The sequence below is a fragment of the Ligilactobacillus sp. RTP31139st1_D10_RTP31139_211217 genome, from assembly GCF_040226755.1.
Classification (GTDB): domain Bacteria; phylum Bacillota; class Bacilli; order Lactobacillales; family Lactobacillaceae; genus Ligilactobacillus; species Ligilactobacillus animalis.
The window spans coordinates 11893-34161 of the sequence record NZ_JBCOAR010000001.1 but is presented as its reverse complement, the minus strand read 5'-3'; the positions used below and the strand labels follow the sequence as shown (position 1 = coordinate 34161).

The 22269-nt window shown below is 40.7% G+C and carries 21 protein-coding genes and 2 riboswitches; of the genes, 3 read left to right on the top strand and 18 right to left on the bottom strand.

Annotated features, from left to right (window positions below):
* Positions 1 to 58: 58 nt before the first annotated feature.
* A complete protein-coding gene (locus ABT996_RS00190; RefSeq protein WP_035448325.1) occupies positions 59 to 250 on the bottom strand; it encodes a hypothetical protein in 192 nt (63 codons plus the stop codon).
* An 84-nt stretch (positions 251 to 334) separates the two neighbouring features.
* On the bottom strand, positions 335 to 1207 hold the full coding sequence (locus ABT996_RS00185) for a YitT family protein (protein ID WP_035448327.1): 873 nt from the start codon (positions 1205 to 1207) through the stop codon (positions 335 to 337).
* Between the two features lie 221 nt (positions 1208 to 1428).
* On the opposite strand from ABT996_RS00185, the gene ABT996_RS00180 reads away from it, so the two are divergent.
* Positions 1429 to 2262, top strand: a complete 834-nt coding sequence (locus tag ABT996_RS00180) for a site-specific integrase (protein ID WP_035448329.1) — start codon at positions 1429 to 1431, stop codon at positions 2260 to 2262.
* 35 nt (positions 2263 to 2297) lie between these two features.
* Here ABT996_RS00180 and ABT996_RS00175 read toward each other — a convergent pair whose 3' ends face one another.
* From ABT996_RS00175 to lysA, 7 genes are all read right to left on the bottom strand, one after another.
* Positions 2298 to 3557, bottom strand: a complete 1260-nt coding sequence (locus ABT996_RS00175; protein WP_035448331.1) for a tetratricopeptide repeat protein — start codon at positions 3555 to 3557, stop codon at positions 2298 to 2300.
* An 82-nt stretch (positions 3558 to 3639) separates the two neighbouring features.
* Positions 3640 to 4716 (bottom strand): aspartate-semialdehyde dehydrogenase, encoded by a 1077-nt coding sequence (locus ABT996_RS00170; protein ID WP_035448332.1) that lies wholly within the window; start codon positions 4714 to 4716, stop codon positions 3640 to 3642.
* A gap of 17 nt (positions 4717 to 4733) precedes the next feature.
* Positions 4734 to 5513: a 4-hydroxy-tetrahydrodipicolinate reductase gene (gene dapB, locus ABT996_RS00165; RefSeq protein WP_010688997.1), complete on the bottom strand. Its 780-nt coding sequence runs from the start codon at positions 5511 to 5513 to the stop codon at positions 4734 to 4736.
* Positions 5510 to 6433 (bottom strand): 4-hydroxy-tetrahydrodipicolinate synthase, encoded by a 924-nt coding sequence (gene dapA, locus ABT996_RS00160; RefSeq protein WP_010688996.1) that lies wholly within the window; start codon positions 6431 to 6433, stop codon positions 5510 to 5512. Before dapA ends, dapB begins: the two co-directional genes overlap by 4 nt.
* On the bottom strand, positions 6433 to 7596 hold the full coding sequence (locus ABT996_RS00155; RefSeq protein ID WP_035448334.1) for an N-acetyldiaminopimelate deacetylase: 1164 nt from the start codon (positions 7594 to 7596) through the stop codon (positions 6433 to 6435). Before ABT996_RS00155 ends, dapA begins: the two co-directional genes overlap by 1 nt.
* A 5-nt stretch (positions 7597 to 7601) precedes the next feature.
* Positions 7602 to 8312, bottom strand: a complete 711-nt coding sequence (dapD, locus tag ABT996_RS00150) for a 2,3,4,5-tetrahydropyridine-2,6-dicarboxylate N-acetyltransferase (protein ID WP_035448336.1) — start codon at positions 8310 to 8312, stop codon at positions 7602 to 7604.
* Positions 8313 to 8357: 45 nt separating this feature from the next.
* Positions 8358 to 9665, bottom strand: coding sequence for a diaminopimelate decarboxylase (gene lysA / locus ABT996_RS00145; protein ID WP_371319652.1), 1308 nt, complete (start codon positions 9663 to 9665; stop codon positions 8358 to 8360).
* Positions 9666 to 9743: 78 nt separating this feature from the next.
* Positions 9744 to 9923, bottom strand: a riboswitch (Lysine riboswitch).
* 226 nt (positions 9924 to 10149) lie between these two features.
* On the opposite strand from lysA, the gene dapF reads away from it, so the two are divergent.
* Entirely contained in the window at positions 10150 to 11142 is a 993-nt protein-coding gene (gene dapF / locus ABT996_RS00140) for a diaminopimelate epimerase (RefSeq protein WP_035448339.1), read from the top strand.
* 108 nt (positions 11143 to 11250) lie between these two features.
* Here the strand turns inward: dapF and hbs are convergent, their stop codons facing one another.
* The 7 genes from hbs to ABT996_RS00105 all read right to left on the bottom strand — a co-directional run bounded on the left by hbs (position 11251) and on the right by ABT996_RS00105 (position 18704).
* Entirely contained in the window at positions 11251 to 11526 is a 276-nt protein-coding gene (gene hbs, locus ABT996_RS00135; protein WP_004047651.1) for a non-specific DNA-binding protein Hbs, read from the bottom strand.
* A 207-nt stretch (positions 11527 to 11733) separates the two neighbouring features.
* Positions 11734 to 13044: a ribosome biogenesis GTPase Der gene (gene der, locus ABT996_RS00130; RefSeq protein WP_035448341.1), complete on the bottom strand. Its 1311-nt coding sequence runs from the start codon at positions 13042 to 13044 to the stop codon at positions 11734 to 11736.
* Positions 13045 to 13137: 93 nt separating this feature from the next.
* Positions 13138 to 14331, bottom strand: a complete 1194-nt coding sequence (gene rpsA / locus ABT996_RS00125; protein WP_035448343.1) for a 30S ribosomal protein S1 — start codon at positions 14329 to 14331, stop codon at positions 13138 to 13140.
* 75 nt (positions 14332 to 14406) lie between these two features.
* Entirely contained in the window at positions 14407 to 15081 is a 675-nt protein-coding gene (gene cmk / locus ABT996_RS00120; RefSeq protein WP_035448345.1) for a (d)CMP kinase, read from the bottom strand.
* 95 nt (positions 15082 to 15176) lie between these two features.
* Positions 15177 to 15848: a LysM peptidoglycan-binding domain-containing protein gene (locus ABT996_RS00115; RefSeq protein WP_010688982.1), complete on the bottom strand. Its 672-nt coding sequence runs from the start codon at positions 15846 to 15848 to the stop codon at positions 15177 to 15179.
* 389 nt (positions 15849 to 16237) lie between these two features.
* The gene (locus ABT996_RS00110) at positions 16238 to 17680 is read right to left on the bottom strand and encodes a RecQ family ATP-dependent DNA helicase (RefSeq protein WP_035448347.1); all 1443 of its coding nucleotides are present in this window, start codon (positions 17678 to 17680) and stop codon (positions 16238 to 16240) included.
* Complete coding sequence (locus ABT996_RS00105) at positions 17664 to 18704, bottom strand: helix-turn-helix domain-containing protein (protein WP_035448349.1); 1041 nt, start codon at positions 18702 to 18704, stop codon at positions 17664 to 17666. The genes ABT996_RS00110 and ABT996_RS00105 overlap by 17 nt, the downstream gene beginning before the upstream one ends.
* 213 nt (positions 18705 to 18917) lie before the next feature.
* Here ABT996_RS00105 and ABT996_RS00100 point away from each other — a divergent pair, with 213 nt between their 5' ends.
* On the top strand, positions 18918 to 20495 hold the full coding sequence (locus ABT996_RS00100; protein WP_010688978.1) for an Nramp family divalent metal transporter: 1578 nt from the start codon (positions 18918 to 18920) through the stop codon (positions 20493 to 20495).
* A 141-nt stretch (positions 20496 to 20636) separates the two neighbouring features.
* Here the strand turns inward: ABT996_RS00100 and ABT996_RS00095 are convergent, their stop codons facing one another.
* Both ABT996_RS00095 and ABT996_RS00090 read right to left on the bottom strand, forming a co-directional pair.
* The gene (locus ABT996_RS00095; RefSeq protein WP_010688976.1) at positions 20637 to 21203 is read right to left on the bottom strand and encodes an ECF transporter S component; all 567 of its coding nucleotides are present in this window, start codon (positions 21201 to 21203) and stop codon (positions 20637 to 20639) included.
* Between the two features lie 127 nt (positions 21204 to 21330).
* A riboswitch (FMN riboswitch) is annotated at positions 21331 to 21457 on the bottom strand.
* 53 nt (positions 21458 to 21510) lie between these two features.
* Positions 21511 to 22236 (bottom strand): pseudouridine synthase, encoded by a 726-nt coding sequence (locus ABT996_RS00090; protein ID WP_010688974.1) that lies wholly within the window; start codon positions 22234 to 22236, stop codon positions 21511 to 21513.
* Positions 22237 to 22269 lie beyond the last annotated feature (33 nt).

Here is a 22269-nt window from a genome sequence, read left to right as displayed (position 1 = left end):
TTACAATTAAAAGTATCTAACAAAAAAGCACTCAACTTTCGCTGAATGCTAAGGTAAATTACTTTAATTTTATGATATGTGGTTCGATAGCTTTTCTGACATTTTCTTTTTCTTCGGGTGTCAACTTAGGCCAGTAAAGTTCTTCTAGATTATCAAAATAAAAGCAAGCGTCCTCTGGATTAGGGTGATCGGTCATTTCAAAAACGAAAAACATCAATTCACTTTTCTCATCACTTGTTAAATTGTACAATTAGTCAACTCTTTACCCATATATGAAAATTCTACGTCACCGGCAAATATTTTATATTTTTTGCTCATTTAGCTCACACTCATTTCATAGTAATTTCTTCTTGGGCCGATTATACGTGAAACCTTCACCCAATGCTTCGGTCACATCTAAGACTGAGATAAAAGCTTTGGGATCATGATGCTCTGCGATCCGCTTGATGGCCGTCAATTCACTGGGACTGACGACACAGTAGATCGCTTTAAAATCTTGATTGGAAAATGCCCCTTGTCCAGCTAAATAACTGACGCCCCGATCAAGATCTTGGATGATCGATTTAGCGATCTCATCTGGAAAGCGTGAAATAATCACAACACCGCGCGCTGCATATGCCCCACCTTGGATAAAATTAACTAGTTGCGAAAAGACATACGAAGCGAGCAAGGTATACATCATTTGGCGTAGGTCCAAGTAGCTCAGAGATAACGTCAAAACGACCGCATCTAACGCAAGCAGTGTCTTTCCCATCTGGATCCCTTTTTCCTTCTCCAAGATCCGAGCTACGACATCGGTCCCCCCGGTAGTTCCACCGAATTTATAGACGATCCCTGAGCCAACACCACCAAAGATCCCAGCTAAGATCCCGGCAATAAAGAGATCATTATGAATATTTATCGGAATATAGAATCGTTGCCAAAACCAGATCCAAAATGACAAAGCCAATGTTCCATAAACTGTATAAACTAAAGCTTTTTTCCCTAAGTAGCGATAGCCAATGATGATCAAGGGAATATTGATCAAGATCGTTGATAGCGCTGGATCGATATGTAACCAATAACGAATGATCAACGTGATCCCTGTAACTCCACCTTCAGCTAAATTATTTGCTATATTGACCGAGACTAGACCCAAGCCATAAAAAGCACACCCCAAACTTATCATGATAAGATCTATTATACTTAAACGTTCATTTGATACCATGCAAACACACCCTCTCTAGTTTTATAATAACATAAGTAGGTCGCTAACTTACTAGCTTAAGATCAGTTATAAAATGTTTTGTTGGCTGCGCCGGTTTTTGGCGCAGTCTTTTATTTTATTTCTTAAAGTTAAAGTAACATTTTATTATTGATAAACTTGCAAGCATTTACACTTTTTGCTATTGTTAAAGTAACAAATTATTATTATCGAGGTGGGTAAATATGGCACAATTCCCTTATGAAGATAGATTTCGGCATTATTTAGAATACGATCGGGTGCTTGAAAAAAATACTTGTGATGATCTTTGTCGTGATGTCGCCGATCTCTTCAACTATCTAAGAAATTTCAACAGCCTTTACCGCATGGATCCTGATCTCTCTAACCTGACCGAAAGCGATATCCGTGATTATTTAAACATGCTCCAAGTCAAACGGGAGATCAAAAATACGACTTACAACAAATATCTGACACACCTTAATGTTTATTTTGCGTTTCTCTTCAATGAACGTCTTTCAACTAGCTTGCCTACTCTACCATTAAAAGGACTAAAACGCTCTAAAAATGAGCTGGTCCCGGTAAATTGGCAAGAAGAACTACCGCTATTGCTGGAAAACGATGACTTATCGTATTACACGCGTGCCACTTTATTATTTATCTCACACTATTATACGATCACCGAGATCTTACAAAGTGGCTTTTATCAGATATTAGACACGGAAAACTTTGCCCCCAATGAACAGCTCTTCTTAGACCGCTTTAAAGAATATCTTGCTCCTTTGCAAACTAAACAGCACAGTCAAGATCTTTTCTTAAAACAGCGGATCAATCTAGTTGAACCCCGGCTGACTTTGCCTGGCTTGCATAAATATCTCAAAGCTGACCAACCTAAATGCTTCTTACCTTTGATCCCACGTAAGTTCTACCAAGCTGCGATCTTCCATGCTCTATTGACCGAACAACACTTAAATGAGCAACAACTTAGTGACAAATTGCATCTTGATGGGACTTCACTCAACTATTATCGGCAAGAACTGATCAGATACGAACTTCAATAGCAAAAAAGCGCCCGAATTCGAGCGCTTTTTTGCTATCAATATTGTAATTCATCTAATAGATCTTCGACTTCATAATCAGTCGGAACTTGCATGAGGTAAGCTTTAGCTGCTGCACTAGCTTCAGTACGGCGCCCTGCATTTCTAAAGAAGAAAGCTGCATCCCTTAAAAATTCAGCATTGTCATCTAAATAACGAGCAGCTGTTTCGTAATTAGTCAAAGCCTGTTCATAATCATCCAAGTTGGCATATGAACGCCCTAGATTCCAATAGATCTGCGGATCAACTTCATCTTTAGCCAAATAATCTTTCAAAAGTTCGATATTTTCTTGATCTTGTTGCGTAGCCAATAATTGGTTACTCAATTCCAAAACTAGCGTCAAATTACTTGGATCTAACGCTAAGGCTTCTTTCAAGTAATCAGTTGCTTCCTTGTTTTTGCCCAATTTAGCAGCTAATTGACTGGCTTTTTGGTATAGGGCTTCATTAAATTCATCCACGGCTAGACCTTCTTGGGCCGTGATCAAAGCTTGACCAAACTGACCCGCTTGTTCGTAGAGATCAGCTAAATATGGATAGACCGTCACATAATCTGGCGTACGTTCACGCAACTTCTCAAAGTTGGCCGTCGCAGCTTCAAGATCACCTAATTCACGTTGGGTAAAGGCTAATTGGAACAACGTATCGTTATCGAGTTGTTCTTCTGGGATCTGTTCTAAATAGCCTAATGCAGTCTCAAACTTGCCATAGCCGGCATAAGAAAGACCCAAACGAGTCACTAAATTGACCCGGGAAAACTCTAAGATCCCTTGTTTTAACAAGGAACGATAAAATTGAGCTGCTTTACGATATTCTTTAATGTTAAAGTATAACTCAGCTAAAGCAAATTCGATCACCGGTTCATCTGGTGCTAATCGATAAGCCGTTAGCAATTTTTGTTCACTGACATCAAAAGCCCCTTGCGTCTGATAAAGATCAGCGCTAACTAAAAGAGCTTCTAAATAAGCATTTGATTCCGGAGTGATCTGAGATAAGATCGCTAAGGCTTGATCATCATTACCTTCACCGATCTGGATCTCAGCTAAGGCGGTCTTTAAGCTATCTTCATTGGGATAGCGTTTGACTAAAGTTTCGTATGCTTTAGCTGCCATCTCAGAAAAGCCTAGTGAATACAGCTCTTCGGCCAAACTGTATAGCATATCGTCTTCATCCCTAGTCAACGCAAGCTCTAAAGTTTCATTTGCTTTGGTAAAATCTCCTTGCGCTAAATGATCTAGTGTTTCTTCCGAATAAGTCATGTGGTTACCACCTTTACTTAATAACTTCTAGCTACCATCATAACATAAAAAAGTCGCTAAATTAATAACGACTTCTTTGGTATTAACCTAAATATGGATCCGCTGGAACATGTACGAGATCATTTTCAACTAGGCGTTCAGCGATCTGAACTGTATTCCATGCAGCTCCCTTCAACAAATTATCTGACACGATCCACATGTTAAAACTACCCGGATTTTCCTTATCAGCACGTACCCGTCCCACAAAAGTCTCACGTTTACCTTCAGCTGTCAGTGGCTGTGGGTATTCTTGGTGAGCCGGATCATCTTGTAAAACGACTCCAGGAGCAGTTTTAAGCGTTTCTTTGACTTGTTCAGCTGTCAAAGTGGTATCTGCCGTCTTAAAGTAGACCGATTCACCGTGGCCGATCACGACTGGGACCCGAACACAGGTCGCCGTCACTTTGAGTTTTGGATCATTCATGTCACCTTGCATGATCTTTTTAGTTTCATGGATCATCTTCCACTCTTCATGTGAGTAACCATCTTCTTCAAAGACATCGATCTGTGGCAAAAGATTAAAAGCTAGTGGATAATGCTTCTTGTCACCCTTGACTGGAAAGATCTTACCTTCCATTGTCTCCCCATTCAAATAATCTTTGGCCTCTGAAAGCATTTCATCTAAAGCAGTTTGACCTGCGCCTGAAGCTGCTTGATAAGTCGAAACGATGATCTGTTCTAAGCCAAATTTTTGGCGGATCGGTTCTAAAGCGACCATCATTTGGATCGTTGAACAATTAGGATTAGCTACGATCCCACGGTGTTCAAATAAAGCTTGTTCATTGACTTCTGGGACGACTAGCGGTACTTCTGGCTCCATCCGAAAAGCACTCGTATTATCGACACAGACCGCCCCGCGCTTAACTGCTTCAGGGAGCAATTTCTTAGAAACAGCACCACCAGCTGAAGCTAAAACTAGATCAACACCTTCAAATACCTCTGGTGTTGCCTCTTCGATCGTGATCGCTTGACCCTTAAAACTGAGCTGTTTACCTGCCGAACGCTTGGAAGCAAGCAATTTGACCTTCTTGACTGGGATCGTTGACTGTTCTAATTGTTCGATCAACCGTGAACCCACCGCACCAGTAGCACCTAAAATAGCAACTGTATATTCTCTCATTTTACTTTACCTTCTTTTTATAAAATATTTTCTAATCCAACGATTAAACCGTCTAATGCCTTAGCCTTTTGCACCGCAAGCTTGACACCGCTCATAAACGAAGCCCGATCAAATGAATCTTGGCGGATCGTCAAGGCTTCACCTGCACCACCAAAAAGGACCTGTTCATGAGCCACATATCCTGGCAAACGAACTGAGTGGAGCTTGATACCTTCATAGTCACCGCCACGTACATGCGCTAGGGTCTCAGTTTCATCCTTTGCTCCTTGATGATGCGGTACGCGATTTTGTGCGATCAACTTGGCTGTCATCAAGGCTGTCCCTGAGGGTGCATCTTTTTTATTATCATGATGCATTTCAATGATCTCAACATCAGGGAAATATTTGGCTGCTTCTTTGGCAAATTTCATCAATAATACCGCTGACATCCCAAAATTAGGTGCCACTAAGCCACCTAGCTGCTGAGCTAAAGCTAACTGCTTAAGTTCAGCTAACTCTTCATCGGTCAAACCTGTAGTTCCCACTACGGGACGCATCCCGTGTTTTAAAGCAAATTTGACATTTTCAAACACAGCACTCGGAGCGGTAAAGTCGATCCAAACATCAGCTCCATGTTCGATCTGCGACAGCTCATTGTAGATCTTGACCTGCTCACCAAGACCAAAGCGTTGACGATCACTTTCGGTAGCTCCTAAAGCAAAAACCGCCACCAATTCAAAATCAGGTGTCTCATCGATCAACTTTAAGACCTGTTGGCCCATTGAACCTGAATAACCTGCAACTAAAATCTTGATCATTTTGTCTCCCCCAAATCTAATGGTAATCGTTTTGATAAAGCATTTTTAGCTAATCCTAGGCTTGATGCTAATTCTTGTTGTTGAGCCTCATTTAAAGCAAGCAACGGTAACCTAAGCCCACCAACAGCAAAGCCCTGGGCATTCAACACGGCTTTGACTGGAGCTGGTGAAGGATACATAAACAAAGCTTGCATCTTAGGGAGCAACCATTGTTCCAATGCCTTAGCTTTACTTTGATCAGCTTTAGCAAATGCTTGATACATTTGTGTCATTTGCTCACCGTAAATATGTGCCGCCACCGAAATAACTCCAACTGCGCCTAATTTCTTAGCTGCTAAAGCCTGTGCATCCTCACCAGTAAAGACACTAAAAGCTTCATTACGTGTATTCTCGATGATATATGCCAGCTCATCTAGACTGCCACATTGTTTTACCCCAGCAATGTTATCCAATTTGGCTAAGTCTACGATCACTTCTTTATCGAGTTTGACACCAGTCCGACTAGGTATATTATACATGATCAAGGGAAGCTCAGCCTTTTTAGCCAAATATTCAAAATGTGCTCTTATCCCAGCTTGATCTGGTTTATTGTAATAAGGTACTACGGCCAAAGCGTAATCTATTCCCGTGATCTTTGCAACTTCATTGATAAATTCTAAAGTCGCTTGAGTCGCATTCGTTCCACAACCAGCGATCACTGGAACACGTCCAGCAACTATTTGGGCAAACTTTTGGTAAAGCGTTAATTTCTCTTGATGTGTCAAAGTTGGCGTCTCACCCGTTGTACCGCCGATCACAAAGCCTTGGGTCCCACTTTGTAACAAGTGTTCAGTCAATTTTTCTAAGGCAGGATAATCGATCTGCCCTTCAGCCGTAAATGGGGTCACGATCGCGGTTATGATCTGTGATCTGGTTAACATTAAGCATCCACTTCTTTCTCTTGTTTCATACGGGCACATAAAAACCCAGTTATTGCATTGACTCCCTTGAGGATCGCTGTTTGATCAGGCACTAGCTTATTGCTATGTAAAGCATGGACATCATTTACACCTAACCAAAACATCGTCCCAGGAAATTTGGAAAGTAAGTATCCAAAATCTTCCCCGGTCATCTTCGGCTCAGTCTCGATAAATTCAACATCTGGCGCTTTTTGCATATGTTCAATGAAAAAAGCCGTCAATACAGAATCATTTTCAACGGGTAGATAACCACCTTGATTCAAGGTAAGCTCGACTCGAGCATCAAAACTCTGGGCTACACCATCGCAGATCTCCTGTAATCTTTTTTGGATCAAGGTGATCATCTCTTGGGTCAAGCCACGAATGGTGCCTTTGATCACCGCTTTACCAGCGATCACATTTCTGATCGTACCAGCCTTTAGTTCACCAAACGTTAAGACACCACCCTTAGTTGGATCGACATTGCGCGAGATGATCGTTTGCGCCTGCATGATCAAAGCACTAGCGCAGACGATCATGTCATTGGCTTGATGGGGATAAGCTGCATGGCCTCCTTTGCCGTACAAATGGATATCGACTTCAGTTGTTCCTGCAAATAATGTTCCTAAATTACATCCGATCGCACCAGCAGGCAGTTCAGGTGCATCATGCAAAGCATAGAATTCATCGGGGCGCCACTCTCCACTAAAAACGCCTAATTCATAAGCTAATTTACCACCATTCTTACTTTCTTCAGCTGGTTGAAAGAAAAAGATCAAGTCATCTTTAGGACGAGTAGTTGTAAAATAAGCTAAGACTCCCAATGCCACTGTCATATGGATATCATGACCACAAGCGTGCATCACCCCAGGATTTTTCGAGCTGAACTCTAAGCCTGTTTCTTCTGTGAGGGGCAACGCATCGATATCGCAGCGATAGCCGAGCGTTTTTTTAGGGGCACTTCCCCGCACTTTGACCAATAAAGCCGTTGGCAACTCAGGGATCTCTTTTATCTCTAAGTAACTTTGATCTAATTTAGCGATCTCTTGTTGTAAATATGCTTTCGTTTTGACTTCTTCTAGTGCTAACTCGGGGATCTGATGCAACTCTTGATAGATCTTTGTCAACTTACTTTCACTTAACATTTTGCTCACAACTTTCTTAAATCATCTTCTAAGCCTGTCTTTTCTTTGGTCTTTTCATCAGTGTATTTAACAAACTTAGCTGGTACCCCGGCAACGACACTGTAAGGTTCAACATCTTTAGTCACGATCGCACCAGCAGCCACGACTGCGCCTTTACCGACCCGAACACCTTCTAAAACAACAGCATTAGCGCCGATCAAAACATCGTCTTCGATGATCACAGGCGTTGCCGACGCTGGTTCGACTACCCCCGCCAAAACAGTCCCCGCACCGATATGACAATTCTTACCTACGATCGCACGGCCACCTAAAACAGCCCCCATATCGATCATTGAACCAGCACCGATTTCGGCTCCAATGTTGATGATCGCCCCCATCATGATGACTGCATTATCACCGACCAAGACCTGATCTCTGATCAAAGCGCCGGGTTCGATCCGCGCATTGATATCTTTTTGATCTAGTAACGGTACAGCGGAGTTTCGCGTTTGGTTTTCGATCACATAGTCTTTGATCTTAGTTTGGTTAGTGGCTAAAAATGGTTTGACGACCTGCCAGTCACCAAATAATACAGCACTATCTGCCCCGCCAAAAACTTTGATCTCATTTGGAATATCAAGGTCAGCGATCGAAGCGTTCAAATAAACTTTGACCGGTGTCTTCTTGTCTGCGTTTGCGATAAAATTGATAATTTCTTGTGCGTTTAATTCTGCCATGTTCTTTAATTGCTACTACCAAAAAGTAGCTTTCCTTTCTTGATTTTATTTATAAGGTAGATCCAACTTCAATAAGTCAGCGTAAGTCTCACGTTTGACCACTAGTTTAGCCTGCTCATTTTCAACAAAAACAACTGCGGGACGTGGGTTACGATTGTAATTTGAAGCCATCGCATAACCGTATGCCCCCGTTGCTAACAGCGCGATGATGTCACCTGGTTTTGTTTCAGGTAAAGCTAATTTATCGATCAAAATATCCCCTGATTCACAGTATTTTCCAGCTAAATGCACTGTCTGAGTCACTTTGGCGTTTGGCTCATTAGCTAAAACAGCTGCATACTTAGCTTGATATAAGGCGGGGCGAATATTATCTCCCATGCCACCATCAACTGCTAAATACGATAAATGGTCTGGAATATCTTTTCGTGCCCCGACTGTATATAGGTTATATCCAGCTGGTCCTGTGATCGAACGCCCGGGCTCGATCCAAATTGCTGGAAGCTCCAACTCATATTCCAGCGCCTTTTGCTTTACCGCCTTAATGATCTGCTCGACAAATTTTTCTGGTGCCAACGGATCATCTTCAGCGGTATATTTGATACCAAAACCACCACCAACGTTGATAACTTTAGTTGTATAATCGTATTTTTGCTTCCAAGAATGAGCCACTTCCATCAATTTTTGACCAACTAACTCAAAGCCACCTAATTCAAAGATCTGGGAACCAATATGTGCATGGAGCCCTAAAACCTTGATCTGCGGGTCAGCCAGTAACTGAGTCAAAGCCTTATCAGCTTGCCCCGAAGCTAGATCAAACCCAAATTTACTATCGATCTGGCCCGTTTGATCATATTCATGCGTATGCGCTGAGATACCCGGAGTCACGCGCAAGATGACTTTAGCTTTAGCTTTTTGCTCCCGTAAGACCCTCTGTAGAAGTTCGATCTCATAAAAATTATCCACGATGATCACACCGACGCCGGCTTTGATCGCAAATTCAAGTTCAGCGATCGACTTATTATTTCCATGGAAACTGATCTTTTCAGCGGGAAAACCAGCTTTTAAAGCAGTTGCTAATTCACCACCGGAAACAACGTCTGTATGACAATCCAATTCATTGATCACTTGGTAGATTGCTACCGAACAAAATGCCTTACTAGCATAGCTGACTTCATAGTCAACAGCTTGCTCTTCAAAAACTCGTTTAAATTTAGTGATCTGCTCCTTGATCAAAGCCACATCATATACGACCAATGGAGTTTGGTATTGATGGGCTAAGCTGATCGCATCTACACCGCCGATCGTCAAATGACCGGCGTTATTCGTTGGTAACGTCATAAGTTCCCCTCCAATAAATAAATTGCACAAAAAAAAGATCTTTTTAGTCCTATCGCCTAAAAAGATCTTGCTGGAATAATTGCAAAATTCTGTTTGATCGATAGCACTCCGCAAAGTTTAGTTTGCGACAGTCTGTGATCTCTTAAACCACAACCCAGCGTTAAGTGTCTATAAACACCTAAAACTTCGGCAACTTCCCCTTTCAAGGACCACTCAAACACTGTTATAGCAGCTAAAGAACCTTACTCATGTCAGTTGCGCCTCTTCGATTTAACATAATACTATAATTTTTAATGTGATACGTCAAGGGATTTTAATATTATTTTTTTGAAAATCGGTTTTTTTATAAAAAAATCTAGAATTTTATATATTTGACTCTTGTCATTAAAATTAAAAATGATACAATTCAGTTATCGAAAAATTAAAGCGAGATTGCCTCTCATCATACAAGATGGGGGAAAATAAGCCCTTATTCGCTTAAAAAATTGGAGGGATATTCATGATCAACTTAAAAAAAGTTCATGGATCACAGAATAGTTTTTTTATCTTAGATCAAACATTACTGACTACACCTTTGACCGAACAAGAATTGGTCACACTGACCAAAACACTCACGACTAAAACTTCCGGTATCTTAGGTGGCGCGGATGGCGTCCTAGTCGTTCAAAAGAGTTCTACTCCCAACACGGTGGCACAAATGCGCGTTATCAATGCTGATGGGAGCGAAGCATCAATGTGCGGTAATGGTCTGCGTACAGTTGCGCGTTATTTGGCCGAAAAACACGCGCTGACAGCTTTTAAAGTTCAGACTCGCCAAAGTGACCTAGAAGTCCAAAAACAAGCCGACCTAGCGCCTAATGTTCCTGCTTTTGGCGTTGAGATCTCACCCGTTCATTTTGAGAAGCGCTATCTTCCCTTTGATAACCTAGGAGCTGAGCAGGTCATCGATCGTCCCTTGGCGGAATTTGACCCTCAGGAAAAATTACACTTTACGATCATGGCCGTACCCAATCCCCACTTGATCAGTTTTGTACCCGATATTGAGAAAGCTGGAACATTTTTAGGCGAATTAGGCGCTAAGTTAAATGCCCCAAACCCGTATTTTCCAGATGGTGTCAACGTCAACTTTGCTCAGATCCTAGGTCCAAACAAGCTATTTGTGCGTACTTACGAACGGGGCGTAGGTTTTACTAATGCTTGTGGGACTGGAATGTCGGCTACAAGTTTAGCCTTTTATCTCAGTCATCCCGAGCACTGCGATCTCACGCAAGAGATAACAGTCTTCAATCCCGGGGGAATGGTCAAAACTAAAGTGCAACAATTAGATGATCAATTTAAGATCCAGTTGATCGGAAATGCAACTTTCACCCATGATATTTTAGTTGCTGAAAATCACTTACATCACAATACAGTTACTCCCAATGTTTGTCAGATCCAAGCGACCGGTGAACAAGAAGCTTACTTAAAATTTATCCAACATCTAAATGCCTAATATAATACTGGAGCCATGGTTGACTTCAAATCAACTATGGCTCCAGTATTTTTTAATACAAAAAAAGACCCCTGATATATCAAGGGTCGAAGCTAAAATAAGTCAATCTTATTTAACAGCATCCTTAAGCGCCTTACCTGGTTTGAATGCAGGTACCTTGCTTGCAGGGATTTGGATCTCTTTACCAGTTTGTGGGTTGCGACCCTTACGAGCTGCACGTTCACGAACTTCAAAGTTACCAAAGCCGATTAATTGAACTTTTTCGCCTTCTTTAAGGTAGTCTTGGATAGAACCAAAAACTGCATCAACTGCAACAGTTGCGTCCTTCTTTGTCAAACCTGTCTTTTCAGCAACAGTTTCGATCAATTGTGCTTTGTTTGCCATGTGTTTCACCTCCTCAAGTGAAGATAAAGATATAGGCATATCTTCTTGTCCATTTCTAAACTAGCCAGAAATGGTGAAACAATGACTAACAAATCATTGCTCAGTTAATAAGATAGCACAGAAAGCCTAATATAGCAACGTTTTTAATCATTTTTTTGAAAAAATAAGATAAATTTAGGCATAATTTTTTTAATTTTTTATCTTTGATTATTTACGCCGTCTTTCGATCACATGGATCGGTGTACCCTCAAAATCAAACGCTGCTCGGATCTGATTTTCCAAGAAACGTTCATATGAAAAGTGCATCAATTCTGGGTCATTAACAAAGACGACAAATGTTGGTGGCTTAGTGGCCACTTGAGTCGCATAGTAGACCCGCAATCGACGTCCATTGTCTGTTGGGGTTGGATTATGCGCGATCGCATCCATGATAACATCATTCAAGACAGCTGATGAGATACGGCGTTCATGGTTGTGATTTACACGCTCGATCAATTTTGGTAATTGTTCTAAGCGTTGATGCGTCTTAGCTGAAACGAATACGATCAGTGCATAACTCAAGTATTGGAACTCTTGCCGGATCGTCTTTTCAAACTCTTTCATCGTGTGGTTATCTTTTTTCAAAGTATCCCACTTATTGACAACGATGATGATCCCACGTCCTGCTTCATGCGCATAGCCGGCTACGTGTTTATCTTGTTCACGAATACCTTCTTCAGCATTTAAAACAACGCAAACGACATCAGAACGATCGATCGCACGCATGGCCCGTAAAACAGAATATTTTTCTGTATTTTCATAAACTTTACCTTTTTTACGGATCCCTGCAGTATCGATCATCGTAAATTCCGTTCCATCTTCAGCCACGAATTTCGTATCGATCGCATCACGCGTTGTGCCTTCAACGTTAGAAACGATCACGCGGTTTTCACCTAAGATCGCGTTGACTAAAGAAGACTTACCGACATTAGGGCGTCCGATAAAGCTAAATTTGATCGAATCATCTTGTTCTTTAGCTCCATCTTTAGGAAATGCCTGACAGACCTTATCTAATAAGTCACCCGTACCGATCCCGTGAGTTCCAGAAAGTGGCATTGGGTCGCCAAACCCTAATGAATAGAAATCATAGATCTCACTTCTAAGTTCAGGGTTATCTACTTTATTTACAGCTAAAATAACTGGTTTATCAGTTCGATATAAGATCTTTGCTACTTTTTCATCAGCATCCGTGATTCCTTCTTTGACGCTTGTCACAAAAACGATCACATCAGCTTCATCGATCGCGATTTGAGCTTGCTCGGTAATTTGGGCTAAAAATGGTTCATCCCCCATATCGATCCCACCTGTATCGATCAAATTAAAGGGTTGTCCGAGCCATTCGCTCTTCGCATAAATACGATCACGAGTCACACCAGGGGTATCTTCAACAATAGAGATCCGCTCACCAGCGATCCGGTTAAAAACCGTTGATTTCCCGACATTTGGACGTCCAACGATCGCAACGACTGGATTAGCCATTTTAATCACTCCTTATAATAATGTTTTAGCAAAAAAACTGACCCAAAACCTTTTACGCTTGGGCCAGTCAAAATGAATCTCAATTACGTGAGATTAGTCTTCATTTTTTAAGTCGTCACCGACTAAGTCGCCTAAAGTAAAACCTGTATCTTCTTCTGGAATTTCAACATGTTCTTCTTCGACAACTTCAACTTCTTTTTTATCAGCTGCTGGTTTTTCTTGTAAAGCTTTGATAGATAATGCTAAACGACGGTCTGCACCGTTAACATTCAAGACTTTGACTTTAACGTCTTGGCCAGATGTCAAAACTTCATTTGGTGTAGCAATATGCTTGTGTGAAATTTGTGAAATGTGTACCAAGCCTTCAACACCTGGGAATACTTCAACAAATGCACCAAAGCTTGTCAAACGTTTTACCTTGCCATCAAGAACGTCACCTTCAGCAACTTTTTCTTCAATATTGTCCCAAGGTTGTGGCAATGTTTGTTTGATAGAAAGTGAGATGCGATCTTTTTCAGGATCGACAGCTAACACTTTGACCTTAACATCTTCGCCAACTTTCAAGACATCAGATGGCTTGCCAACACGTTCGTAGGAAATTTCAGAAACGTGAACTAAACCGTCAACGCCACCAAGGTCGATAAACGCACCAAAGTTAGTTAAGCGCGCAACTTTACCATCAAGCACATCGCCGGCTGCAAGTTGTGACATAACTTCTTGTTTCTTAGCTTCACGTTCTTGTTGAACGATTTCTTTATGAGATAAGATCAAACGGTTTTCGCTTGGTTCGATCTCAACGATCTTAAGTTCAAGTTCTTGACCCTTGTATTGGTTGAAATCTTCAACGAAATGGTCAGAAACCATTGATGCAGGGACAAAGCCACGAACGCCAGCGTCAACAACTAAGCCACCCTTTACAATTTGAGTTACAGGAACTGTGATAGTTTCACCTGCTTCAAATTTCTTTTCGATTTCATCCCATACTTTGCGGGCTTCGAGGCGACGTTGTGATAATAAGTAGCTACCGCCTTCTTTGTCAGAACCGATCTTAGAAATAACAACTAAGTCAAGCACATCGCCAACTTTGATGTTATCTTCGATCTCATCTGCTTTAACGCTCAATTCGCGTGCAGGAACAACACCTTCAACACCGGTGCCTTCGATCCCTACGATAACTTGCTTTTTATCATCAAATGCCAACACTTCGCCTTTGACAACGTCGCCAACCTTAACTGGTTTAACGCTGTTTAAAGCTTCTAATAAATCCTTGTTTTCTGATTCACTCATGGACTTTGTCCTCCTTAACGACTAACTCTAATAACCATTTTAACTGAAAGCAGTTCAAAATGCTAGTTAAATTACCTATTTCTCTGTATTTTTAACAATTTTCATGATTTCATCGGTAACTTGTGCAATATCTAGTGAAGTAGTATCCAATAAAATCGCATCATCTGCCTTAGTCAATGGCGAAACTTTACGGTGTGAGTCTTTATAATCACGGGCTTCAATCTCAGCTTCGAGTTTAGCTAATGGCGTATCGATACCTTTAGCTTGATTTTCTTTAAAGCGCCGTAAAGCTCTCTCGTGTACGCTCGCAACTAAAAAGATCTTTACTTGAGCCTTTGGCAAAACGGTCGTACCAATATCACGTCCGTCCATCACGATCCCGCCTTCACTTGCGATCTGTTGTTGACGCTCAGTTAAATTTTTGCGCACACTTGGTTGAGCTGAGACAAGTGAAACATTATTAGTGATCTCTGGCAATCTGATCGCAGTTGTCACATCTGTTCCATCAACAAATACTAATTGTTCTGGGTCATTAGGCTTAAAGCTCAATTCCATCGTCTCGAGCATTTTCCCTAGAGCTTGATCATCATCTAGTGCAACACCCGTTTGGAGTGCTTTCCAAGTTGTGGCGCGATACATTGCGCCTGTATCACAATAAATGTAATTTAATTTTTTAGCGACTAACTTTGCAACGGTACTCTTACCTGCAGAAGCGGGCCCATCGATCGCAATTTGCATTTTTGTTTGCATACTATAATATACCCCATTTAAACAGATAAAAATGTGTCCCAAGAAAACTAAGGACACATTTTTATTGTTTTTCCTCTCTTTTATTATTCTAAAGCTTATTTTACACGGATCTGTTGTCCTGGTAAAATACTTGAATTAGCTGTTAAGCCTGGATTCAACTGCAATAACTGATCTAGCGTCAAACCATTATTGACCGCTACCCGATACAAGCCTTGCCCTGCTGGAACAGAGATGTACTGCTCTTGTTGGGAAGATTGTTCTTCTGAATGTTGCGATTCTTGTGAACTTTCAGCTGCTCGGTGTTCAGCATTTGCTTGATTTTCGTGATTTGCAGGCTGTTCGCTACTTGCTTGCGCTTGTGTTGTGTCTTGCGGTGCTGCTTGTGGTGTGCTATCAGTACTATCAGATTGCGTATCTGAACTCTTTTTTGACTTAGATTCTCTAGTTGTATCCTTCTTTTTGCTTGAACTTTTCTTAGCTACAGCCTTTTTCTTACTCGAAGATGATTTTTTTTCGCTTGAAGAGACCACTTCGATCGAATCATCGGTACTTACAGTTTGCCTAGAGGCCCGTTGTGAAACAAAGTAAAATACGATCGTACTTACAATGATGACCACAAAGACACCCAATAAGATCGTTGTCAGCATCGTATTTCGTTTATTGCTCTGCCGGCTAGCTCTACGCGAGTAATTTCCCTTATCATCTTTTATCTCTTCAAAGGTCTTTTCCCAAGGTTTTTTGGTGTGGTCGTTATTCTTTCGACTCATTTTTATTAAAATCCCACTATATAAATATGGAATCATGCTACTAAGATCACTTAGTGTCATGATCAAAAAGAAATATAGTTTTTTCCTTTCTTAAAAATTTATTATTACCATTAATGCCATACATGCATGGCAAACTATATAGTTTAGAAGCAATTATAATATCTCTTAGAGCTTGCTACATAAATTTATGATACCGCCGATAACAGTATAAAACAATATCAAAGTAATTAAATGTCAGCTCCACATTCTAACTTTTTAGTTGACATTCATAAACGATAGCTTGTTTTTACAATTAGCTCATAGTACTCACAAAACTACTAATATTACAAAATATGATAGCATAAATACTCCTAAAAATATATAAATAATCGCTTGAAATTCTCATTTAGTTAGGTTTCTTTAAACAATTGCTGTAAGATCTCGCGATAGTCCAGCTCGTTTATTTCACTCACCTTTACTGCCGGCTCTCCTAATAAGCCAAGTTTTTCTAATGGGAGCGCTTGACCAGTGCCACAACAAGTTCCTGAGCCATGGATGTTTTCAACTTTATCACCAAAATATTGCGCGATAAATTGGCGTTTACAGTTACCAGTTTTAAGATATTGATGCATTTTTTGTAAAGCAACATTACGTTCAGTCTGACGCTTTTTCACCAATGTCTCTATCTGATCTTTTTGATAACCATTAGCTAACAGCCGTGCTAATAATTGCATTTCTTCACTGGGAAAGTTTTGGAGCAACTCTTGGTGTTTGGTAAAATACCGGATCTGTTGGGGGTTAGGCAAGGTTTTTTCGATCAAAAATTCCTGACGTTTTAGATCACCAGGCTCATATAGTAGCACTGCGATCCCAGTTTTCCCGTCACGCGAACAACGGCCGATCTCTTGCACATAAGCTTCAAGATCATTTGGCATGTGATAGTGGATCACATACCGGATATTAGGCTTATTGATCCCCATTCCAAAAGCACTAGTTGCACAAATAACATCTAATTGATCATTTAAGAATTGTTGTTGTACCAAAAAACGTTCTGTCAGCTCTAGATCAGCGTGATAAACTGCACTCTTGAATCCCTTAGTTACCAAATTTTCGTTTATTTCGTCAGCTTTTTTCTTACTTGAAAAGTAAATGATCCCCTTCCCGTTTAACTTAGGAAGTAATTCTAGGAGATACGCAAGTTTTTCGGGTTCATTTATAAAACTTTGTGTTCCTAGATAGATATTGGGCCGATCAACCGGATATCGGATCACATTTCCTGTCTGTGCTAATCCCAGACTAGCAGTTATATCTTGTGCTACTCTAGGAGTTGCCGTTGCAGTCAAGGCTAAAGTCAGGGGCTCATGTAGCTTTTTTCTGATTTTGCCTAAATTTAGATACTCAGGTCGAAAATCAGGTCCCCACTGCAAGATACAGTGGGCTTCATCGATGACAAACAGTCCTAACTCTAATTGACCAAGTGCGTTCAAAACTTCAGCCGAGCCCAACATTTCCGGTGAAACATAGATATATTGAAAACTAGCAATATTTTGTAATACAAATCTCTTCTCAGCAAAACTCAATTGTGAATTTAGAGCAACTACCGCTTTTTCACCACTGTACCGCAGTTGCTCGACTTGATCTTGCATCAGTGATATCAAGGGTGAAACGATCAATACTGAACGCTTTAGATATTTTCCGATAAACTGGTAGCACAGAGATTTTCCAGTTCCCGTCGGCAAAATAGCTAAAGTATCTTTACCAGCTAATAAAGACTCGATCGTCTCTTTTTGACCAGTTTTAAATGTTGGATAGCCAAATTCACTTTTCAAGATGGCTTCAAGCTTTTCTTTCACCTGCAATTACCCTTTCTATTTGGCATAAACGATACTCAAAAAATGAGATCTCAGGGTAGCTTTCATGCAATTGTTGAAACTTCCAGTCTAAGACTGGACAGTTTTCAAAAAGATCCACGATCTGCTTTTTTATCTTCGGTGACAACAACTGTTCTTTTGGAAAATCATCTGCTAGAATAGCTACATTTAAAAGATGTTCTTGGACTGTACTCTTCCGTATCCTTCGTAAATTTGCGATCTCTTCAATACTTTTACCCGCTAAAAACAAAGTATATGTCTTCTCTGTACTAGCCGGCAAGTTAGATAGGCGTTTATAATTCAAAACAAGCTTTGCCAGCTCAAAGTTTTGTTCAAGCAAATATTTAGCATATCGAGCACACATATCGCGCCAGCCCACCTCGATCTCAGCAATTTGTAGTCGATATCTTGCAGCTAATTGTGCTTTAGTCTGTCCTAAACGTCCATGTCCCGTTAATTGTTCACAAAAGAGTTGCGCATCCAACTTAGGCTCATGTGCTAAGAAATCAGTCAATGATGTCGTTATCTCCTCTAATAATGTAGCTTTTCCATATCGTCTGAACCAGTTTTTGAAAAGTTGTTGCGTTCTAAAATCATTGGTGATCGCAAAATATTTATTATTTTGATAGCTCAATTCTGACGCAACTTGAACTAATAAATAAAATTGCTTCTCCCAGCCCTTAAGATCAAATCCATTAAAAAAGGCCGGTTCACGCAAAAATTGGTGCTTACTTTTCAATTCTTCGACCCGTAATTTACCTTTAGCAGTCAAACACATCCCTTTCGAAGTCTCCACTAGCAACTTCTTTTGGCATAGTTCATCTAATGTAGGCTCGAAGTTATTTATATCTAGCGGTAAAGCAATGATATCTAAAAGTCCATATGCCCTCCCCCAAAATAAAGCCGAAGTCGTTAGATGGTTACTCAAGAGTTGACGAATGACGGCGGGGCGTCTCGGCTGACTCTCAGAGAAATAAAGCAACCATTTTTCTGATCCATAATCCATATGCCCACCTCCCACTAAAAGTCTTCACTATATAATATACGCTAAATTTGCTGATTTTTTTGCTAAACCTGAATAATTCTTCTAAATTTGTTTCAAACAACATAAGTTAGGTTAAAAATATTTTTTGTAAGGCACACCTAAAAAATACTTTTAATTTGGCTTAATAAGGTGTACAATGTCTAAGTACCTAAAAAAGGAAGGACGGTTTTTATTGTGGATAAAAAACACGAAAAACACAAACTCGTTGAATATGCGAATGGTCCCTCATTAGAGGAAATCAATGGTACTGTTACAGTGCCTAAAGGGAAAGGATTTTGGCGGACCCTATTTGCCTACTCTGGCCCAGGTGCCTTAGTTGCGGTAGGTTATATGGATCCAGGTAACTGGTCAACCTCCATCACCGGTGGACAAAACTTCCAATACCTATTAATGTCCGTTATCTTGATGTCAAGTTTGATCGCGATGCTTTTACAATACATGGCTGCCAAACTTGGTATCGTGAGCCGGATGGACTTAGCCCAAGCGATCCGTGCCAGAACAGGCAAGACGCTCGGGATCATTTTATGGATCTTGACCGAGTTAGCTATCATGGCTACTGATATCGCTGAAGTTATCGGGGCTGCGATCGCCTTATATCTCTTATTCGGTATCCCACTAGTATTTGCCGTATTTATTACCGTATTTGACGTTTTACTTTTGCTTTTATTAACAAAAATCGGTTTTAGAAAGATCGAAGCGATCGTTGTTGCTTTAATTTTAGTTATCTTGTTCGTCTTCACTTACCAAGTTGCATTGTCAAATCCTGATTGGGGTGCTGTTTTTGCAGGTTTCATTCCAACTTCACAAACTTTTGCAACTTCACCTGAAGTTCATGGTATGACACCATTGAACGGTGCCTTAGGGATCATCGGGGCAACGGTCATGCCACATAACTTGTACTTACACTCTGCTGTTTCCCAAACTCGTCAGATCGATCATAACAACGAAGAAGACGTTGCCGAAGCTGTACGTTTCTCAGCTTGGGATTCTAACATTCAATTGAGTGCTGCTTTTGTCGTTAACTCATTACTTTTGATCATGGGTGTAGCGGTCTTCAAGAGCGGTGCAGTAGATGATCCATCATTCTTTGGTCTTTACGAAGCTTTATCTGATACATCAATGCTCAGTAACGGTGTCTTGATCTCGGTTGCTAAATCAGGTATCCTTTCTGTACTCTTTGCTGTTGCCTTGCTTGCTTCTGGTCAAAACTCAACTATCACGGGTACATTGACTGGTCAAGTTATCATGGAAGGTTTCGTTCATTTGAAGATGCCACTTTGGGCACGTCGCTTGATCACACGTTTGATCTCTGTTATCCCGGTTTTGGTCTGTGTTTCACTTTCAGCTGGTCAAAGTGCTGAACAAGAACACGAAGCGCTAAACAACTTGATGATCAATTCTCAAGTATTCTTGTCCTTAGCCTTACCATTCTCAATGTTACCATTATTGATGATGACAAATAGTAAGACTGAAATGGGCGAACGTTTCAAAAACTCTCTTTGGGTCAAAGTTCTAGGTTGGCTTTCTGTCTTGACCTTAACGATCCTTGATTTCAAGGGCTTACCAGATATGGTGGCTGGTTTCTTCGGTGATAAGCCATCAGCTGCTCAACTTCAATTAGCTAACGGAATTGCTTATACCTTGATCGTTGTGATCGCAGCGCTCTTGATCTGGACAATGTATGAGCTATACAAAGGTAATAAGCGCTATGCTGAAAAATTAGCTGCTCACCAAGCAGGTAATAACAAATAATTGGCTGAAAAACTACTAGCCTAAGCTAAAAATATCCGATCAAATTCCATGTTTGAGAAATTTGATCGGATATTTTTATACTGTTAAATTCTAAATAAACAGGCTCATAGCAAAATTCTTTCGCTATGAGCCCTCTTTTTATTATGATTGGAGATATTTTTTATGTTCGATCCAAACACTTAACTTTTTATAGATCAAAATAAAAGCTGCACCGATCACGATCCCCTTGATCAAATTAAATGGTACGACTCCAAATAAAATCATCTGTCCTAAAGGAATGCTTAATTTCATCCCTAACAAGCTCATATATAGCGGGATCGTCACAAGCCAGTTAAGTAAGGCTAATACAACTGTTAAGCTCAGCGTGGCCCCTAAAATAGCTCCTACAACATTTTGCCATACCAATGACTTGTTTTTGAGCAAATAGTAAAGTGGTAAACAAAACGCTAACGTCGCCACAAAACTCAAGCTGACGCCGATCAATTGTGGTAATGACGGCCCTGTGATCAGAAAATACAACAAGGAACGTAGAAATGCGACCTGTATCCCACCTAATGGACCTAAAATAAAGAAAGCCAATAAGATCGGAATATCCGAAAAATCTAACTTCATAAAAGGTACGATCGGAACTATCACAAATGATAGAAACATCAAAAGATACGAGATAGCAGCTAAGCAAGCTGCTACTACCCAACGTTTTACTGCCAAAGCTAATTCCTCCTAAGAGGTCCATCTCACAGTAGATCCTATATCAAAAATAGACCCCTGTTGTTCATCTTGAGCAACAGAGGTCTATTTTCATCGGTAAAGCATCCACTCCACCCATGTATATAAAACCTATCTTCTTTCATCCAGACTTTAACTGTCGGTACTGGGATCACACCAGTTCAGTCCTCGCAATAAACGAGGAGTCGCGGACTTTTACCGCCGGTCGGGATTTACACCCTGCCCTGAAGATAAACCTAAATTATTATCACAGTTAGTTTAGCATACTAACTTAAAAAAAACAAGTAACTTACTTATTTCCTAGCTCATAAAGAGCTTTTACCTCTTCACGTGTCAACTCACGATATTGCCCTGAAGTCAATCCAGCTAAGGTCAAAAAGCCATATGTTTCACGTTTGAGCTTCTTAACAGGATGTCCGACAGCTTGCAACATGTTCTTGACCTGATGATTTCGACCTTCATGGATCGTCAACGACACGATCGAAGTATCACTTTTTTTATCTAAAGACAAGATCTTGGCCTTAGCCCGGGCACTCTTTTTGCCATCTTTTAAGCGAACGCCCACACGTAGTTGCTTTAACTCATCATTTTGGACAATTCCTTTGACTTTAGCCACATAAGTCTTGTTGACTTTATAACGTGGATGCATCAAACGATTAGCTAGTTCTCCATCATTGGTCAATAAAAGCAGACCAGAAGTATCATAATCTAACCGTCCAACGGGATATACACGTTCACTATAATCAGTAAAGTAATCAGTCACCACTTTACGACCCTTATCATCTTTAGCCGCGCTGATAACGCCACGTGGCTTATAGAAAAGGTAATAGACCTTTTCTTCGCGTTCGATCAAGTGTCCATCGACCTCGATCACGTCATTTCCGTCAACTTTTTGACCTAATTCTTTGATGACCTTACCATTAACTCGAACCCGTCCGTCCAAGATCATCTTTTCACTGGCACGCCGAGAAGCCACCCCAGCGTTAGCCATCACTTTTTGCAGTCTTTCTGCCATTTTTAGTCACCTACTGCAGCAACTGCAGTTTTT

Bases quoted from the DNA above. Each gene is read 5' to 3' on its own strand.
- ABT996_RS00175 (WP_035448331.1), bottom strand. From the start codon at position 3,557: ATGACTTATTCGGAAGAAACACTAGATCATTTAGCGCAAGGAGATTTT.
- der (WP_035448341.1), bottom strand. From the start codon at position 13,044: ATGGCTAATCCAGTCGTTGCGATCGTTGGACGTCCAAATGTCGGGAAA.
- dapD (WP_035448336.1), bottom strand. From the start codon at position 8,312: ATGGCAGAATTAAACGCACAAGAAATTATCAATTTTATCGCAAACGCA.
- dapA (WP_010688996.1), bottom strand. From the start codon at position 6,433: ATGTTAACCAGATCACAGATCATAACCGCGATCGTGACCCCATTTACG.
- dapF (WP_035448339.1), top strand. From the start codon at position 10,150: ATGATCAACTTAAAAAAAGTTCATGGATCACAGAATAGTTTTTTTATC.
- cmk (WP_035448345.1), bottom strand. From the start codon at position 15,081: ATGCAAACAAAAATGCAAATTGCGATCGATGGGCCCGCTTCTGCAGGT.
- dapB (WP_010688997.1), bottom strand. From the start codon at position 5,513: ATGATCAAGATTTTAGTTGCAGGTTATTCAGGTTCAATGGGCCAACAG.
- ABT996_RS00115 (WP_010688982.1), bottom strand. From the start codon at position 15,848: ATGAGTCGAAAGAATAACGACCACACCAAAAAACCTTGGGAAAAGACC.
- hbs (WP_004047651.1), bottom strand. From the start codon at position 11,526: ATGGCAAACAAAGCACAATTGATCGAAACTGTTGCTGAAAAGACAGGT.
- ABT996_RS00185 (WP_035448327.1), bottom strand. From the start codon at position 1,207: ATGGTATCAAATGAACGTTTAAGTATAATAGATCTTATCATGATAAGT.
- ABT996_RS00090 (WP_010688974.1), bottom strand. From the start codon at position 22,236: ATGGCAGAAAGACTGCAAAAAGTGATGGCTAACGCTGGGGTGGCTTCT.
- ABT996_RS00170 (WP_035448332.1), bottom strand. From the start codon at position 4,716: ATGAGAGAATATACAGTTGCTATTTTAGGTGCTACTGGTGCGGTGGGT.
- ABT996_RS00155 (WP_035448334.1), bottom strand. From the start codon at position 7,596: ATGTTAAGTGAAAGTAAGTTGACAAAGATCTATCAAGAGTTGCATCAG.
- rpsA (WP_035448343.1), bottom strand. From the start codon at position 14,331: ATGAGTGAATCAGAAAACAAGGATTTATTAGAAGCTTTAAACAGCGTT.
- ABT996_RS00180 (WP_035448329.1), top strand. From the start codon at position 1,429: ATGGCACAATTCCCTTATGAAGATAGATTTCGGCATTATTTAGAATAC.
- ABT996_RS00105 (WP_035448349.1), bottom strand. From the start codon at position 18,704: ATGGATTATGGATCAGAAAAATGGTTGCTTTATTTCTCTGAGAGTCAG.